This is a genomic window from Amycolatopsis sp. NPDC098790 (genome assembly GCF_044759945.1).
Taxonomy (GTDB): domain Bacteria; phylum Actinomycetota; class Actinomycetes; order Mycobacteriales; family Pseudonocardiaceae; genus Amycolatopsis.
This window is the reverse complement of the sequence record NZ_JBIWAI010000003.1, coordinates 74,901-89,830: the sequence shown is the minus strand read 5'-3', so window position 1 is coordinate 89,830 and position 14,930 is coordinate 74,901. Positions and strand designations below refer to the sequence as shown.

Here is a 14,930-nt window from a genome sequence, read left to right as displayed (position 1 = left end):
GACAAACGGTGCTGACCAGCGAAACTATCGCACGCGGGAAGCAAAAGTGTCCCACGGATGGAGCAGGGGTTCGGGCGGGTGGACGCCGTAATCCGCCCGCCGATCGGACCCGTACCGCTCAGCGGGAGTTTCGAGGGGGTTGCGCAAGTTTCCGTCAGGCCGTGCGCCCCAATGAGGTTTTCTCAGTAAGGCCGGGGCGGGCGTGTGTTGACCCACGATCAGGCGTGGGGCCCCTGGTAGGACTGGATTTGCGAAGATCAAGTCCGAGGTTCCAGAGGCCCCACGTGATCAATTATGGTGCCACGCTCGATGTGGCGCATGAGCTGGTCTGGTTCGTCGCCGGTGTCCTGCGGGCCGAGCGGCTACGGCGTGGCACCCGCCGAGGCCGGCGCGCCCTGACCCCCTACCGGCAGGCGATGCTGGTGCTGCGCTGGTTCCGCGACGCCACCCCCATCCACCGCCTCGCCGGCGACCACCGCATCAGCCTCGCCACCGCCTACCGCTACCTGCACGAAGCCATCACCGCCCTCGCCGCCTGCGCCCCGGACCTGCACCAGGTCCTGACCCAACGCCGCGCCGCCGGAGACACCCACCTCATCCTCGACGGCACCCTGATCCACACCACCCGGGTCGCGGCGACCACGGTCAAAACCAAAGGCAAAAACCGGGGAGCCACGGTGCATCTGTGGTACTCCGGCAAACACCGCAGCTTCGGCGGCAACGTGCAGTTCCTGGCCAGCGCCGACGGGTTTCCGCTCTGGGTCTCTGCGGTGCTGCCGGGCTCGCGCAACGACCTTTCCGCCGCCCGGGACCTGGGCATCACCGGTGCGTTGACCGCCGCGGCCGGCCGCGGTCTGGTGACGCTGGCGGACAAGGCCTACCACGCCGCCGGCATCGGCATTCGCACACCGTTCAAGAAAAACGCTGGTCAGCCGCCCCTCAACGCCCGGCAACGGGTCTACAACCTGCTGCACGCCCGAGCCCGGGCCCTCGGTGAACGTGCCGTGGCCGTCCTCAAGACCCGTTGGCGGGCCCTTCAGCGCATCAGCTTGAGCCCGCACCGCATCGGCCACATCACCCGGGCCGCCCTCGTCCTGACCCACCACGAGCACCAAGGACGCTACTGAGAAAACCTCAATGTGGCCTTGGTTGCGTCAGACGCACCCAAGGCCGCCTTCGGTGCGTCTGACGCACCGAAGGCCACATTGGGGCGCTTGGTCAGCGCGGGCAGTGAGTGCTCAGAGCAGCGGGGTTGCGCAAGTTTCCGTCAGGCCGAGGGCACCTGCGGGAAAGACAGTGCGCCCAGAGCGGCGACCAGCGGCGAAAGTTCCGGCAAGCCTTCCGCGTCCGCGAGAGCCTCCGCCAGCGCGGCGTCGTGCGTCGGACGTGCCTCCGTCAGCAACGCCTGGCCCGCCGGCGTGACCTCCGTGTAGATCCCCCGGCGGTCGTCCGCGCACAGATACCGCGCCAGCAACCCGCGACCCTCCAGCCGCGTCACCAGCCGGGTCGTCGCCGACTGGCTCAGCACCACCGCGTTGGCCAGCTGGTTCATCCGCAGGTGGAACCCGTCCTGGCGGGCCAGCGCGTCCAGCACGCTGTACTCGCTCACCGAAAGCTCGTGGTCGCGCTCCAGCGCGCGTTGCAGCCTGTCCTCGATCCGCGCGTGCAGTGCGGCCAGCGTGCGCCAGCCCTGTGCGCGTGCTTCGACGGCGTCGTCGTCCAGTGACACGGTTCACCTCTCCCCGGCTTGCGCGTACTCCCTTGCACGCTGCACCATCAAGCCTGTGCAATATACGGCGTCTGCAACTATCTCGGACGCTCGTAGTTGCCAACGCCCTCAGTCTACCTCCGGAAGAAGGAAGTCCATGCCCGCCGCTCTGCTCGCACTGGCGATCAGCGCTTTCGGGATCGGCACCACCGAGTTCGTGATCATGGGCCTGCTGCCCGAGGTCGCGGCCGACTTCGGTGTCTCGATCCCGTCCGCAGGCCTGCTCATCTCGGGCTACGCGCTCGGCGTCGTCGTCGGTGCGCCCGTGCTCACCGCGCTCGCTTCGCGGGTGCCGCGCAAGACCGTGCTCGTCGCCCTGATGGGCCTGTTCATCGCGGGCAACGTGCTCTCGGCGCTGGCCCCGAGCTACGGCCTGCTGATGACCGGCCGGGTCGTCGCGGCCCTGTCGCACGGCGCGTTCTTCGGCGTCGGCTCGGTCGTCGCCGCGTCGCTGGTCGCCCCGGCCAAACAGGCCGGCGCCATCGCGCTGATGTTCACCGGATTGACCGTGGCCAACGTCCTCGGCGTCCCGGCCGGCACCGCGCTCGGCCAGGCCTTCGGCTGGCGCTCGACGTTCTGGGTGGTCAGCCTGCTCGGCGTCGTCGGCGCCATCGGCATCCTCGCGCTCGTGCCGCACCAGCCGACGAGCGGCAACGTCGGCCTGCGCGGCGAACTGGCCGTGTTCCGCCGCCCGCAGGTGTGGCTCGCGCTGGCCATGACCGCGCTCGGCTTCGCCGGCGTGTTCGCGTCCTTCACCTACATCGCGCCGATGATGACCGAGGTCGCCGGCTTCTCCAGCGGGGCCGTCACCTGGCTGCTCGTGCTGTTCGGCGGCGGCCTCTTCGCCGGCAACCTGCTCGGTGGCCGGGCCGCGGACCGCAAGCTCATGCCGAGCCTCTACGTCATCCTCGCCGCGCTGGCGATCGTGCTGGTCGCGTTCGTCTTCACGGCGCACGCGAAGGTGCCGGCCGCGATCACCATCGCGTTGTTCGGCGCGGCGGGCTTCGCGACCGTGCCGCCGCTGCAGGCCCGCGTGCTGGCCAAGGCCGAGGGCGCGCCGGCGCTGGCCTCGGCGGCGAACATCGCCGCGTTCAACCTCGGCAACGCCGGCGGCGCGTGGCTCGGCGGCCAGGCCATCGAAGCCGGCCTCGGCTACACCGCCCCCAACTGGATCGGCGCCGTGCTCGCCGCGGCGGGCCTCGCCGTGGCGCTCGTCTCCGGCCTGCTCGACCGCAGGACCCCGGCTAGTTTCGAAGCCGGGGAACGGGTACCCGCCCGATGAACCACCCACCGAAAGGAACCCTCGTGACCAGCGTGCCCGTGATCGAACTCAACAACGGCGTGCGGATGCCGCAACTCGGCTACGGCGTGTTCCAGGTCCCGGACGACGAGACCACCGCCGCCGTGAAGGCCGCCGTCGAAGCGGGCTACCGCAGCATCGACACCGCCGCCGTCTACGGCAACGAAAAGGGCGTCGGCCAGGCCATCGCCGAAGCCGGTGTCGCCCGCGACGAACTGTTCGTCACCACCAAGCTGTGGAACTCGGCCCAGGGCTACGACTCGACGCTCAAGGCGTTCGACGAGAGCATGAAGAAGCTCGGCCTGGAGCAGCTCGACCTGTACCTGATCCACTGGCCGACGCCCGAGCGCGACAAGTACCTCGACACCTGGAAGGCGTTCGAGAAGCTGTACGCCGACGGCCGCGTCCGCGCGATCGGCGTGTCCAACTTCCAGCCCGCGCACCTCGAACGGCTGATGGACGCCTCCGACGTCGTCCCGGCGGTCAACCAGATCGAGCTGCACCCGTACCTGCAGCAGCAGGACGTCCGCGAGTTCGACGCGAAGCACGGCATCGCGACGGAGGCGTGGAGCCCGCTCGCCAAGGGCGGCTCGCTGCTGGGCGACCCGGTGGTGGCGGACCTGGCGGTCAAGCACAGCCGGACGCCCGCGCAGATCGTGCTGCGCTGGCACCTGCAGCTGGGCAACGTGGTGATCCCGAAGTCCGTGACGCCGTCGCGGATCGCGGAGAACTTCGACCTGTTCGGCTTCACCCTGTCGGAGGAGGAGCTGGAGTCGCTGTCGCCGCTGGACCGCGGCGAGCGCACCGGCCCGGACCCGGACACGTTCAACGCCGCCTGACCGAATGACGTGAATGACTCATTCATGTCGCCGGACGACATGAATGAGTCATTCACGTCATTGCTTGCGGGCCACCCCGCCGAGCGTCAGGAAGTTCAGCTCGCTCAGCGGGTGGATGCGGGGGCCGTCGGGCCACCACTCGTGCAGGTAGACCAGCCCGGGCCGCAGCAGCTCGGTGCCGTCGAAGAACGCCGTGATCTGCTCGCGCGTGCGGTGCACGCTGCCCAGCCCGGTGCCCTGGAAGCTCGTCTCCAGCAGCCGCGCCAGCTCCTGGCGCGGGGAGTCCTCTTCCGGGTCGAAGTGGTGCGTGAGCAGCAGGTACGACCCGGGTGCGAGCGCCGCCACGTACTCCGCGACGATCGACTTCGCGCGCTCGTAGTCGTCGATGTGGTGGACGATCGACGTCAGGATCAACGCCACCGGACGGGTGAAGTCGAGGTACTCCGTCACGACGTCGTCGGTCAGCGTTTCCGCCGGCTTGGTGAGGTCGGCGCCCGTCACGTGGGTCAGGTAGTTCTCTTCCAGCAGCGCCCGGCCGTGCACCTGCACGACCGGGTCGTTGTCGACGTACACCACCTGCGCGTCCGGGTTGTACCGCTGCGCCACCTCGTGCGTGTTTTCCGCCGTGGGCATGCCGGAACCGAGGTCGAGGAACTGGTCGATCCCGCGTTTCCCGGCCAGGAACCGCACCGCGCGCACCAGCCAGTCGCGGTGCTCCTTCGCCATCGCGCGCGCGCCGGGCGCGATGGCCAGCAGGCGCCGCATCGCTTCGCGGTCGACCTCGTAGTGGTCGTGGCCGCCCAGCAGTGCGTCCGACAACCGGGCCAGGCTCGCCTTGGAGAAATCGAGGGACGCGGAGCCCCCCTCGGTTCCGGACCGCAGGTCGCCAGGCGTCATCGGCTGTTCTCCCTCGTCGTGGGGCCCCTGCCCGGGCCCGTCCACGTGTGTCCGGCAACGGACCGTGCTCAGACTACGACATGCCGTGCACCAAGTGAACCGGGCCGAAGGGCCTTGCCTGCCAGGCACAACTACCCGAACGACAGCTCACGCCAGTGGTGTCCTCCGTCCGTGGTGCGGTACAGAGCCGAGCCGCCGTCGGCGTCCGGCTGGCCGTCGACGACCACACCGGTGCCGCCGCCGGGGAAGTCCAAATCGGTCAGGCTGAGCCCGCGGTCCGGCAGCTCGGTCGTGGTCCAGGTGCGGCCGCCGTCGGTCGTGCTGTGCAGGAACCCGGTACCGCCGCCCTCGGCCGCGACGGTCGCGGACGCCGGCGACGCCGCGGCGAAACCCTGGTTGATCCCGAGGTAGGGCACGGCGTCCTCACCGCTGAACGGCGCGCCGAGCTGCGCCGCGTGCCGCAGCCGCCGTTCGGTAGAGCCGGGCTGCGGGGAGCCGGGGCCGCTGCTGCAGAGGGCGACGACCTGCCGGTCACGCACCCCGGAAAGGGACGCGACGGTCCCGGCCGGACACGGCGGCGCGGCCGGGGTGAAGCGGACGCCGTCGCGCGAGGTCCAGTACTCCTCGGTGCCGTAGTCCGCGCCGAGCGCGACCTGCAGGCCGCCGCCGACGGCCAGGTCGCCGTAGGTGAGCCCGCCGGTGACGGCGAACCCGGGCACGGGGACCAGCACGGGCGAGCCGGCGGCACCGGAGTACAGCCGCGTCGAACCCCGGCCGTCGCCGTGGGTGGTGAGCACGGCGAAGACGCGGCCGCCGGTTTCGGTGATCTTCGAGAGGTAGTACGGCTCCCGCGCGCCGACGAGCCCGACCGGGTGCCAGTGCGCGCCGCCGTCGCGGGTCGTGAGGACGTGGACGCCGTCGCTGACGTAGGCGACGCGGTCACCGGCGACGGTCAGCGCGACGTGGTTGTGGTTGTCGGGCAACGCCATCGGCGGCGCGCCGAGGCGTCGCCAGTGCGTCCCGCCGTCGCTGGTGCCGAGCAAAGCGGGGCACCAGGTCTTCCCGCAAGGCGAGTAGCCCAGGACGTACCCGGTGGCGGGAGTGAGCCAGCTCGTCGAGGCGGGCCGGAACCCTTGCGGGACAGCGGTTTCCGCGGTCGCGGGCGAGACGGACACGGCCAGGAGGGTGAGGACGGACGCCAGCAGCGCCGGGATTCTCATGATCACCTGGACGTGTCGCGCGGGGCGGGGTTGCGCGGTCTCGCGAGGTTCCATCGCGCGGCTCAGCGGGTGGTGGTTCCCCCGGCCGGCCGCACACCGCCGGGCCGGCTCGGCGACCGAGTGACGACTTCCCGGCCCGCCGGACACCACCGCGCCGACTCGGCAAGCAAGCGAAGACTTCCCGGCCGCCGGACACCGCCCCGCCGACTCAGCGACCAAGCAAAGACTCCCCGGCCACCGGACGCCACCGCGCCGACTCAGCGACCAAGCAAAGACTCCCCAGCCACCGGATACCACCGGGCCGGCTCGGCGACCGAGGCGAGCGACCGCCGCCCCAGCCGGGCTCTGAACCGCCGCGCGGCTCAGCGCGTCACGCCAGCCCCTCGGCGAACGACGCGACGAACCGCAGCAGGTCGGCGCCGGCGGCGAGGTCGCCGAGCACGATGATCTTCACCGTCGCGCGGTCCGGGTCGTAGATCGTCTCGACGCGCAGGGGCCGCTCGCCGGCGTCGCGCGGGCCGTTCACCGAGGCCACGACCACGGTCGCGATCCGGTCGGCGGTCGCCCGGTCGACCCCGGACACCTCCGCGACGCTCGAAAGTTCGGCAAGCGGCCGCTCCGGCCGTGGATCCGTCACCGACAACCCGGTGAAGGCCTCGAGGTCGTCGGCGGCGATCCGGTACTGCTTGCCGATCCGGACGGCCTTGAGCCGCCCGTCCCGCACGTAGTTGCGGACCGTCCGGACGTGCAGCCCGAGCTTCGCCGCGACCTGTTCGACGGAGTAGACCTCCATGTGCCTCCTCAAATTGCCCTATCAGGCTACCCGTCAGGGCAGTTTGCGGAACACGGGGTTCGCGCGGCCGGGTCGCGGGTATTCACCATCGTTGCTTCCGCTCGCCCAGATACGTCCACATCGGACAGTCGAAAGGACGGCGCCGACGATGCCGTATCCCCCTCCCCAGGAGCCGTACGAACCGCGGTACGAAGAGGCTCAAGCCGAAGAAGTCGTGGAACGCACCCATCCGCGCATCCGGATCGTGCGCACGGTCAACGCCCTGATCCACCTCGTGTGCGCGGTGTTCGCGCTGGTGCTCGCCGTCCACATCGTGCTGGTGCTGGGCGAAGCGAACATGGCGAACGGTTTCGCGCACCTGATCAACGAATGGTCGGCGGGCGTTTCCCTCGGCCTGCGCAACCTGTTCACGCCGGATTCGGAAAAACTGGCGACGTTCTTGAACGACGGCCTCGCGGCGGTGATCTGGCTGGTCATCGGCGCGATCCTGACGGACGTGATCACGCGGATCGGCGTGCCGGGCCCGAGGCGGGTCTGGTACCGCCGCGGTTACCGCTACCACTGACGGTACAAAAGAAGGCCTCCCCGGTACGACCGGGGAGGCCTTCTTCAGTTCTGGAGAATCAGCTCCGAGGCTGTTCGACGACCGGTTCGTCCGGCTGCGCCTCGGGCTCCGGCCGCACCTCGGCGGAATCGGCACCCCGCGGTGCGGGAACGCCCTGGGCGGCGGCGACCACGTCGAAGTGCTCCCGGCACCAGCGGCCGTAACGGCGGGCCTGCACTGTCATCGCGTCCACCTCCTCTCCACGGGCGATCCTGGTCACACCCTCAGCGTCCTCCGCCGGGGCACCGAAAGCCAACAGATTTAAGCGGGACTTAACACACGGCCGGGTGAACGTCTACAAAGGACTTCAGCCCGCGAACTCCCGCACGACCGTCCGGCAGAACGCCGGCAGGTCGTCCGGATTGCGGCTGGACACCAGGCCGTTGTCGACTACTACCTCTTCGTCGACAACCGTCGCGCCGGCGTTACGCAGGTCGGTGCGGATGCTCGGGTACGACGTCAGCGTGCGGCCACGCACGACATCCGCTTCGACGAGCGTCCACGGACCGTGGCAGATCACCCCGACCGGCTTGCCGGAACGGACGAAGTCGCCGGCGAACTTGACCGCCGCGCCGTCCGTGCGCAGGTTGTCGGGGTTCATCGTGCCGCCCGGCAGCAGCAGCGCGTCGAAGTCGCCGACCTCGACGTCGGCCACCTTCCGGTCGACCGGGAACCGGTCACCCTTGTCGATGTCGCCGTTCATCGCCTGGATCTCGCCGGTGTCGAGCGACACCAGCTCCACCGTCGCGCCCTCGTCGAGGACGGCCTGGCGCGGCTTCTCCAGCTCGACCTGTTCGACGCCGTCCGCGGCCAGGATCGCGACGCGGCGACCTTGCAGTGAGTTCGCCATGGGACTCCTCCGTCGGGATCAATGCACGGAGGAATTACCCGCTCGAAACCGGGCCAAACCACGTCCACAATGGACTCAGTCGGAGCACTCGACCGCGAGCACCGCGATGTCGTCGTGGGCCGAACTCCCCAGCCAGTCGCGCACGGCCTGACGCAGCCGCCGCACGACCTCGCGGGCCGGCTGCCCCGCCGCGGTCGCCAGCACCGCGCGCAGCCGGTCGTCGCCGAACAGCTCCGTCGGGTCGTGCCGGTTGCGGGCCTCGGTGATGCCGTCGGTGTAGAGCAGGCAGACGTCGCCGCGCTCGAGCCGCACCTGCGCCTCGGCGAACCGGGCCTGCGGCGAGATGCCGACCAGCGTCCCCGGGACGGTGACCTCTTCGACGTGGCCGGCGCCGCGCACGATCAGCGGCGCCGGGTGCCCGCCGGAGGCCAGCGTCAGGTCGACGCCGCCGTCGGACGGCCGGGCCGAGCCCAGCACCAGCGTCGCGAACCGGCTGCTGCCGCCGGCGATGAGCAGTTCGTTGAGCAGCCGCAGCAGCGTCCGGCCGTCGCGCTCGACCATGGCGAGCGCGGTCAGCGCGTGGCGGACCCGCCCGGTCAGCGCCGCGGCTTCGGCGCCCTTGCCGCAGATGTCGCCGAGCACGAGGAACGCGCTGCCGTCGTCGTGCGCGAGGACGTCGAAGAAGTCGCCGCCGACCGCGAGCACCCCGCCGGCCGGCTCGTACCAGGTCTCGAACCGCGCGCCGTCCAGCTCGGGCGGGTCGACCGGGCGCAGCGTGGTCTCCAGGCCGCGGGTGGCCTCCTCCTGGCGGGCGTAGCGCTGCGCGTTGGCCAGCGCCGTGCCGGCCGCCTTCGCGAACTCGCCCACCGCGCGGCCCTGCTCGGCGCCGAACTCCGGGTCGGCGCGGCGGCCCAGCAGCAGCGCCCCGGTGACGCCGGCGCCGGCGTTCGGGCCCAGCGACACCACCGCGACCTCGGCGTGCCCGGCGAAGCGGTCGGCGACGACCGGGGGCAGGGTCGCCAGCTCGGGCGCGGGAACCGGGGCGGACTCCGGCTTGCCGGTGGCCGCGAACGTCGCCGCCAGCACCGGGGCGACCTGCGCCGGGACCCGGCGGATCCGGCCGTGGCCGTGCGCCGACGGGCGCTCGCAGCTCCACCACTCCCACCGGCCGCGGGTGGTCGGCAGCAGCACGAAGACGGTCTCGGCCAGCGCGGACGCGGCCAGTTCGGCGATCACCCGCGCGGTGCCGTGGCGCCCGCGCGCGGCCGCCAGCCGGGGGCCGGCCTCGGCGAGGAAGTCGCCGACGTGCCGCTGCGGGACGTCCTCCGCGGGCACGGTCCAGGAGTGCCAGCCACCGGGGAGGGCCCGGACGCGGGCCGGACGACGATTACCGGCCACCTCGACGTGGCCGGAAGTCTCCGCCAGCGGGTGCAGCCGGGGTTCGGCGCCGCCGGTCAGCGTCCGCGCGGCCGGGTTCGCCCAGCGCAGCACGCCCTCGGCGTCGGCGAGGAACACCGCGTCGCGCACGTCTTCGAGGACGGCCCGCCCGAAGGCGTCGAAGCCCGGCGGCGCGTCCTCACCGGACATCGGTGGCAGGGCCGCCGACGCCGGGGCCGGACGTGACACCATGCACGGACCTCCTGCCTCCGGACTGCTATCGCACGGCTACCGCGTGAGCGGGCGGACTGGCTCGAAGTGTAGGGCGAATCATGACACGCTGGGTCGTGGACCATGGCTGGCGCATGCGTGGTGGAGAGGGTCGGCACACATGACAACGGAATCCCAGAGCGAGGCGGCGGCGCTGGAGCGGCTGCTCGTGGCGGTGCGGGATCTCGGGGACGGCAACTTCCGCCGGCGGCTCGTGCCGCACGGCGACGGCATCTCGGCGCAGCTCGCGGTTGCGTTCAACGACATCGCCGAGCGCAACCAGCGGCTGGTCAGCGAGCTGCTGCGGGTGCGCGCGGCGGTCGGCCAGGACGGCAGGCTCAGCGAACGGCTGGAGACCGAGGTCGGTCCCGGCGGCTGGAGCACGGCCGTCGACAGCGTGAACGGCCTGGTCGAGGACCTCACGCGGCCCACGATCGAGCTCGACCGGGTGCTCGGCGCCGTCGCCGAGGGCGACCTCTCCCAGCCGATGACGCTGACCTTGGACGGGCGCCCGCTGCAGGGCGCGTACGCGACCCTGGCCAAGACGGTCAACGGCCTCATCGCGCAGCTGTCGCGCTTCGCCGCCGAAGTGACGCGGCTCTCCCGCGAGATCGCGGGTGAGGGACGTCTCGGCGGCCAGGCGGTCGTCCCGGGCGTGTCCGGCACCTGGCGCGACCTGACCGACTCGGTCAACTTCATGGCCGACAACCTGACCGAGCAGGTCCGCAACATCGCGCAGGTCACCACCGCCGTCGCGCGCGGCGACCTGACGCAGAAGATCAACGTCGACGCCCGCGGCGAGATCCTCGAGCTCAAGAACACCATCAACACCATGGTGGACCAGCTGTCTTCGTTCGCCGACGAGGTCACCCGCGTCTCCCGCGAGGTCGGCTCGGACGGCAAGCTCGGCGGCCAGGCCCAGGTCCCGGGCGTCGCCGGGACGTGGCGCGACCTCACCGACTCCGTCAACCTGATGGCCGACAACCTGACCGACCAGGTCCGCGGGATCTCGCAGGTGGCGACCGCAGTGGCCAACGGCGACCTGACGAAGAAGATCGACGTCGACGCCCGCGGCGAGATCCTGCAGCTGAAGAACACGCTGAACACGATGGTCGACCAGCTCTCGGCGTTCGCCGGCGAAGTCACCCGTGTCGCGCGCGAGGTCGGCAGCGAGGGCAAGCTGGGCGGGCAGGCCGAGGTGGCCGGCGCGGCCGGGACGTGGCGCAGCCTCACCGACTCGGTCAACGGCATGGCCGACAACCTCACCGACCAGGTCCGCAACATCTCGCACGTGACCACGGCCGTGGCGAAGGGCGACCTGACGCAGAAGATCACCGTCGACGCGCGCGGCGAGATCCTCGAGCTCAAGACGACGATGAACACGATGGTGGACCAGCTGTCCGCGTTCGCGGACGAGGTCACCCGAGTGGCGCGCGAGGTCGGCACCGAGGGTCAGCTGGGCGGTCAGGCGCAGGTGCCCGGCGTCGCCGGCACGTGGCGCGACCTCACCGGGTCCGTGAACTTCATGGCGAACAACCTGACCACCCAGGTCCGCAACATCGCCCAGGTCGCGACGGCCGTCGCGCGGGGCGACCTGACGCAGAAGATCGCGGTCGACGCGCGTGGCGAAATCCTGGAGCTAAAGGACACGCTGAACACGATGGTGGATCAGCTGTCCGCGTTCGCGGACGAAGTCACCCGTGTGGCGCGTGAAGTCGGTACCGAGGGGAAGCTCGGCGGCCAGGCCACCGTGCCCGGCGTCGCCGGGACGTGGAAGGACCTGACCGACAACGTCAACTCGATGGCGAACAACCTGACCGACCAGGTCCGGAACATCGCCCAGGTGACGGCGGCGGTCGCGAAGGGCGACCTGACGCAGAAGATCACCGTCGACGCCCGCGGCGAGATCCTCGAGCTCAAGACCACGCTGAACACGATGGTGGATCAGCTGTCCGCGTTCGCGGACGAAGTCACCCGAGTGGCGCGTGAGGTCGGCACCGAAGGCATCCTCGGCGGCCAGGCACGCGTCCGCGGCGTCGCGGGCACGTGGAAGGACCTCACCGACAACGTCAACGTCATGGCCGACAACCTGACCGACCAGGTCCGCAACATCGCCACCGTGGCGAGCGCGGTGGCCAACGGCGACCTGTCGAAGAAGATCCGCATCGAGGCCCAGGGCGAGGTCGCGGCGCTGGCCGAGACGCTGAACGGGATGGTCGAGACGCTGCGCGCGTTCGCCGACGAGGTCACCCGTGTGGCGCGCGAGGTCGGCACCGAAGGCATCCTCGGCGGCCAGGCGCGGGTGCCGGGCGTCGCCGGGACCTGGAAGGACCTGACCGAGAACGTCAACTTCATGGCGCACAACCTGACCAGCCAGGTGCGCAACATCTCGCAGGTGACCACTGCGGTCGCGAAGGGCGACTTGACGAAGAAGATCGACGTCGACGCCCGAGGCGAGATCCTCGAGCTCAAGACCACGATGAACACGATGGTCGACCAGCTCTCGGCGTTCGCCTCGGAGGTCACGCGTGTCGCGCGCGAGGTCGGCACCGAGGGCAAGCTGGGCGGCCAGGCCGAGGTCGACGGCGTGTCGGGCACCTGGCAGCGGCTCACCGAGAGCGTGAACCAGCTGGCCGGCAACCTGACCACGCAGGTCCGGGCGATCGCGCAGGTCGCGACGGCGGTGACGGCGGGCGACCTGACCCGGCACATCGCGGTCGACGCGTCCGGCGAGGTCGCCGACCTCAAGGACAACATCAACCAGATGATCGCGAACCTCAAGGAGACGACGAGGACCAACCGCGAGCAGGACTGGCTGAAGACGAACCTCGCGCAGCTGTCGGGGCGGATGCAGGGCCACCGCGACCTGGCGTCGGTGGCGGCGCTGATCCTGTCCGAGCTGGCGCCGCTGGTCCGGGCCCAGCAGGGCGCGTTCTTCCTGGCCCGCGACGACGACCGCGACGGCACGGTGCTCGAGTGCATCGCCGCGTACGGGCTCGCCCAGTCCCGCGCCGGCCTGCGGTTCGCGATCGGCGAGTCGCTGATCGGCCAGGCCGCGGTCGACCACCGCACGATCCTGGTGCACAACGCTCCCCCGGAGTACGCGCTGGTGTCGTCCGGGCTCGGCTCGGCCTCGCCGGTCAACCTGATCGTGTTGCCCGTGCTGTTCCAGGGCGAGGTGCTCGGCGTGCTGGAGCTGGCGTCGGTCAACGAGTTCAGCACGGTCCACCAGGACCTGCTGGAGCAGCTGCGGCACACCATCGGCGTCAACGTGAACACGATCCTGTCGAACTCGCGGACCGAGGCGCTGCTGACCGAGTCGCAGCGCCTGGCGCAGGAGCTGCGGGCGCGGTCGGAGCAGCTGCAGGCCCAGCAGGGCGAGCTGCGGCGGTCCAACACCGAGCTGGCCGAGAAGGCGGCGCTGCTGGCCCAGCAGAACCGCGACATCGAGGTCAAGAACAGCGAGATCGAGCAGGCCCGCCAGGAGCTGGAGGAGCGCGCCGGGCAGCTGACGGTGGCGTCGCAGTACAAGACCGAGTTCATGGCGAACATGTCGCACGAGCTGCGGACGCCGCTGAACAGCGCGTTGATCCTGGCGAAGCTGCTGTCGGAGAACCCGGAAGGGAACCTGACGGAGAAGCAGATCCAGTTCGCGAAGACGATCTACGCGGCCGGGTCGGACCTGCAGCAGCTGATCAACGACATCCTCGACCTGGCGAAGGTCGAAGCGGGCCGGCTCGACCTGCAGATGACCGACATCACGCTGCCGGAGCTGGTGGACTACGTCGAGTCGCTGTGCCGCCCGCTGACGGCGGACAAGGGCCTGGAGTTCGCGGTCCACATCGACCCGCCGGTGCCCGGGAGCGTCCACACGGACGAGCACCGCCTCCAGCAGATCCTCAGGAACCTGCTGTCGAACGCGGCGAAGTTCACCGACGAGGGCCGCGTCCGCCTCCACATCCGGGCGGCGGACCCGGCCGAGGTGGAGCAGGAGTCGCTGCGCGGGGCGCCGGGCATCATCGCGTTCGCGGTCGAGGACACGGGCATCGGCATCCCCGAGGAGAAGCTGGCGGTCATCTTCGAGGCGTTCCGCCAGGCGGACGGCACGACGAGCCGCAAGTACGGCGGCACGGGCCTGGGGCTGAACATCAGCCAGCAGCTGACGGAGCTGCTCGGCGGCGAGCTGCGGGTGGTGAGCGAGCCGGGAGTGGGTTCGACGTTCACGCTGTACCTCCCGGTGGCGGCGGCCAACCTGGTGGACCCGGTGACAGCGCTGTCGTCGCCGAGGCTGCCGTCTGTGCCGAGCACGGTGCTGGTGGCAGCGCCGGACGTGACACCGAAGCGCTTCCACGGCGAGAAGGTCCTGATCGTCGACGACGACCTTCGCAACGTGTTCGCACTGGCCGCGGTCCTGGAGCAGGCCGGCTTGGAGGTCGTCTACGCGGAGACGGGCGTGGACGGAATCCGGGCCCTGGAGCGCCACGAGGACACGGCACTGGTCCTGATGGACGTGATGATGCCGGAGCTCGACGGCAACGCGACGATCGCGGCGATCAGGGCGGAAGCGACCAACGCGGACCTGCCGGTGATCGCGGTCACAGCCAAGGCAACACAGGAGGACCGAGCCAGGACCCTGGCCAGCGGCGCGGACGACTACATCACCAAGCCGGTGGACACGGACAAACTACTGGACGTCATCGCGGCATCCTTGGAGGCGGACGCCGCGTCGTACGGTGGAGCGGGTGACGGGAATCGAACCCGCGTAGCTAGTTTGGAAGACTAGGGCTCTACCATTGAGCTACACCCGCGTGCCCCCGTCGGTACCCGGGTGCGAGGGTAGCTTAGCGGGACCCGCTAGGCTGATCACACACCCCCCTGGGGGTGTCACGGGATGTGGCGCAGCTTGGTAGCGCATCCGCTTTGGGAGCGGAGGGTCGCAGGTTCAAATCCTGTCATCCCGACGGACAGGGCTGGACCTGCGGGTTCAGCCCTTTTTCGTGCCGTCCGACGCG

At 70.5% G+C, this 14,930-nt stretch carries 12 protein-coding genes and 2 tRNA genes; 6 read left to right on the top strand and 8 right to left on the bottom strand.

The genetic code is table 11. The annotated features are described in order from the left end of the window. The first annotated feature begins 284 nt into the window (after positions 1-284). Positions 285-1,127 carry a transposase family protein gene (locus ACIQWX_RS25890; RefSeq protein ID WP_400876124.1) on the top strand — a complete coding sequence of 281 codons (843 nt, stop codon included), beginning with the start codon at positions 285-287 and terminating at the stop codon, positions 1,125-1,127. A gap of 140 nt (positions 1,128-1,267) precedes the next feature. Here the strand turns inward: ACIQWX_RS25890 and ACIQWX_RS25885 are convergent, their stop codons facing one another. Further along, entirely contained in the window at positions 1,268-1,729 is a 462-nt protein-coding gene (locus tag ACIQWX_RS25885) for a MarR family winged helix-turn-helix transcriptional regulator (protein WP_400876121.1), read from the bottom strand. 136 nt (positions 1,730-1,865) lie between these two features. Between ACIQWX_RS25885 and ACIQWX_RS25880 the strand changes: the two genes are divergently transcribed. After that, positions 1,866-3,050, top strand: a complete 1,185-nt coding sequence (locus ACIQWX_RS25880) for an MFS transporter (RefSeq protein WP_400876118.1) — start codon at positions 1,866-1,868, stop codon at positions 3,048-3,050. A gap of 23 nt (positions 3,051-3,073) precedes the next feature. Further along, positions 3,074-3,907, top strand: coding sequence for an aldo/keto reductase (locus ACIQWX_RS25875; RefSeq protein WP_400876116.1), 834 nt, complete (start codon positions 3,074-3,076; stop codon positions 3,905-3,907). Between the two features lie 57 nt (positions 3,908-3,964). Here the strand turns inward: ACIQWX_RS25875 and ACIQWX_RS25870 are convergent, their stop codons facing one another. The 3 genes from ACIQWX_RS25870 to ACIQWX_RS25860 form a co-directional block, all read right to left on the bottom strand. Further along, on the bottom strand, positions 3,965-4,804 hold the full coding sequence (locus ACIQWX_RS25870; protein WP_400876113.1) for an SAM-dependent methyltransferase: 840 nt from the start codon (positions 4,802-4,804) through the stop codon (positions 3,965-3,967). 131 nt (positions 4,805-4,935) lie between these two features. Further along, entirely contained in the window at positions 4,936-6,030 is a 1,095-nt protein-coding gene (locus ACIQWX_RS25865; protein WP_400877576.1) for a hypothetical protein, read from the bottom strand. Between the two features lie 364 nt (positions 6,031-6,394). Then, the gene (locus ACIQWX_RS25860; protein ID WP_400876111.1) at positions 6,395-6,817 is read right to left on the bottom strand and encodes a helix-turn-helix domain-containing protein; all 423 of its coding nucleotides are present in this window, start codon (positions 6,815-6,817) and stop codon (positions 6,395-6,397) included. 148 nt (positions 6,818-6,965) lie between these two features. Here ACIQWX_RS25860 and ACIQWX_RS25855 point away from each other — a divergent pair, with 148 nt between their 5' ends. Next, a complete protein-coding gene (locus ACIQWX_RS25855) occupies positions 6,966-7,382 on the top strand; it encodes a hypothetical protein (protein ID WP_372666549.1) in 417 nt (138 codons plus the stop codon). Between the two features lie 58 nt (positions 7,383-7,440). On the opposite strand, the gene ACIQWX_RS25850 is transcribed toward ACIQWX_RS25855, so the two are convergent. The 3 genes from ACIQWX_RS25850 to ACIQWX_RS25840 form a co-directional block, all read right to left on the bottom strand. Next, the gene (locus ACIQWX_RS25850) at positions 7,441-7,605 is read right to left on the bottom strand and encodes a hypothetical protein (RefSeq protein ID WP_400876109.1); all 165 of its coding nucleotides are present in this window, start codon (positions 7,603-7,605) and stop codon (positions 7,441-7,443) included. Positions 7,606-7,728: 123 nt separating this feature from the next. Beyond that, complete coding sequence (locus ACIQWX_RS25845) at positions 7,729-8,271, bottom strand: type 1 glutamine amidotransferase domain-containing protein (protein ID WP_400876106.1); 543 nt, start codon at positions 8,269-8,271, stop codon at positions 7,729-7,731. Positions 8,272-8,346: 75 nt separating this feature from the next. Further along, positions 8,347-9,900 carry a SpoIIE family protein phosphatase gene (locus ACIQWX_RS25840; RefSeq protein WP_400876104.1) on the bottom strand — a complete coding sequence of 518 codons (1,554 nt, stop codon included), beginning with the start codon at positions 9,898-9,900 and terminating at the stop codon, positions 8,347-8,349. Between the two features lie 139 nt (positions 9,901-10,039). Between ACIQWX_RS25840 and ACIQWX_RS25835 the strand changes: the two genes are divergently transcribed. After that, on the top strand, positions 10,040-14,701 hold the full coding sequence (locus tag ACIQWX_RS25835) for a HAMP domain-containing protein (RefSeq protein WP_400877575.1): 4,662 nt from the start codon (positions 10,040-10,042) through the stop codon (positions 14,699-14,701). Here ACIQWX_RS25835 and ACIQWX_RS25830 read toward each other — a convergent pair. Beyond that, positions 14,653-14,726: transfer RNA gene (locus ACIQWX_RS25830), tRNA-Gly, on the bottom strand. The two genes, ACIQWX_RS25835 and ACIQWX_RS25830, sit on opposite strands and share 49 nt — an antisense overlap. Positions 14,727-14,805: 79 nt before the next feature. Here ACIQWX_RS25830 and ACIQWX_RS25825 point away from each other — a divergent pair. Continuing rightward, positions 14,806-14,879, top strand: a tRNA-Pro gene (locus tag ACIQWX_RS25825). The last annotated feature ends 51 nt before the right edge of the window (positions 14,880-14,930 follow it).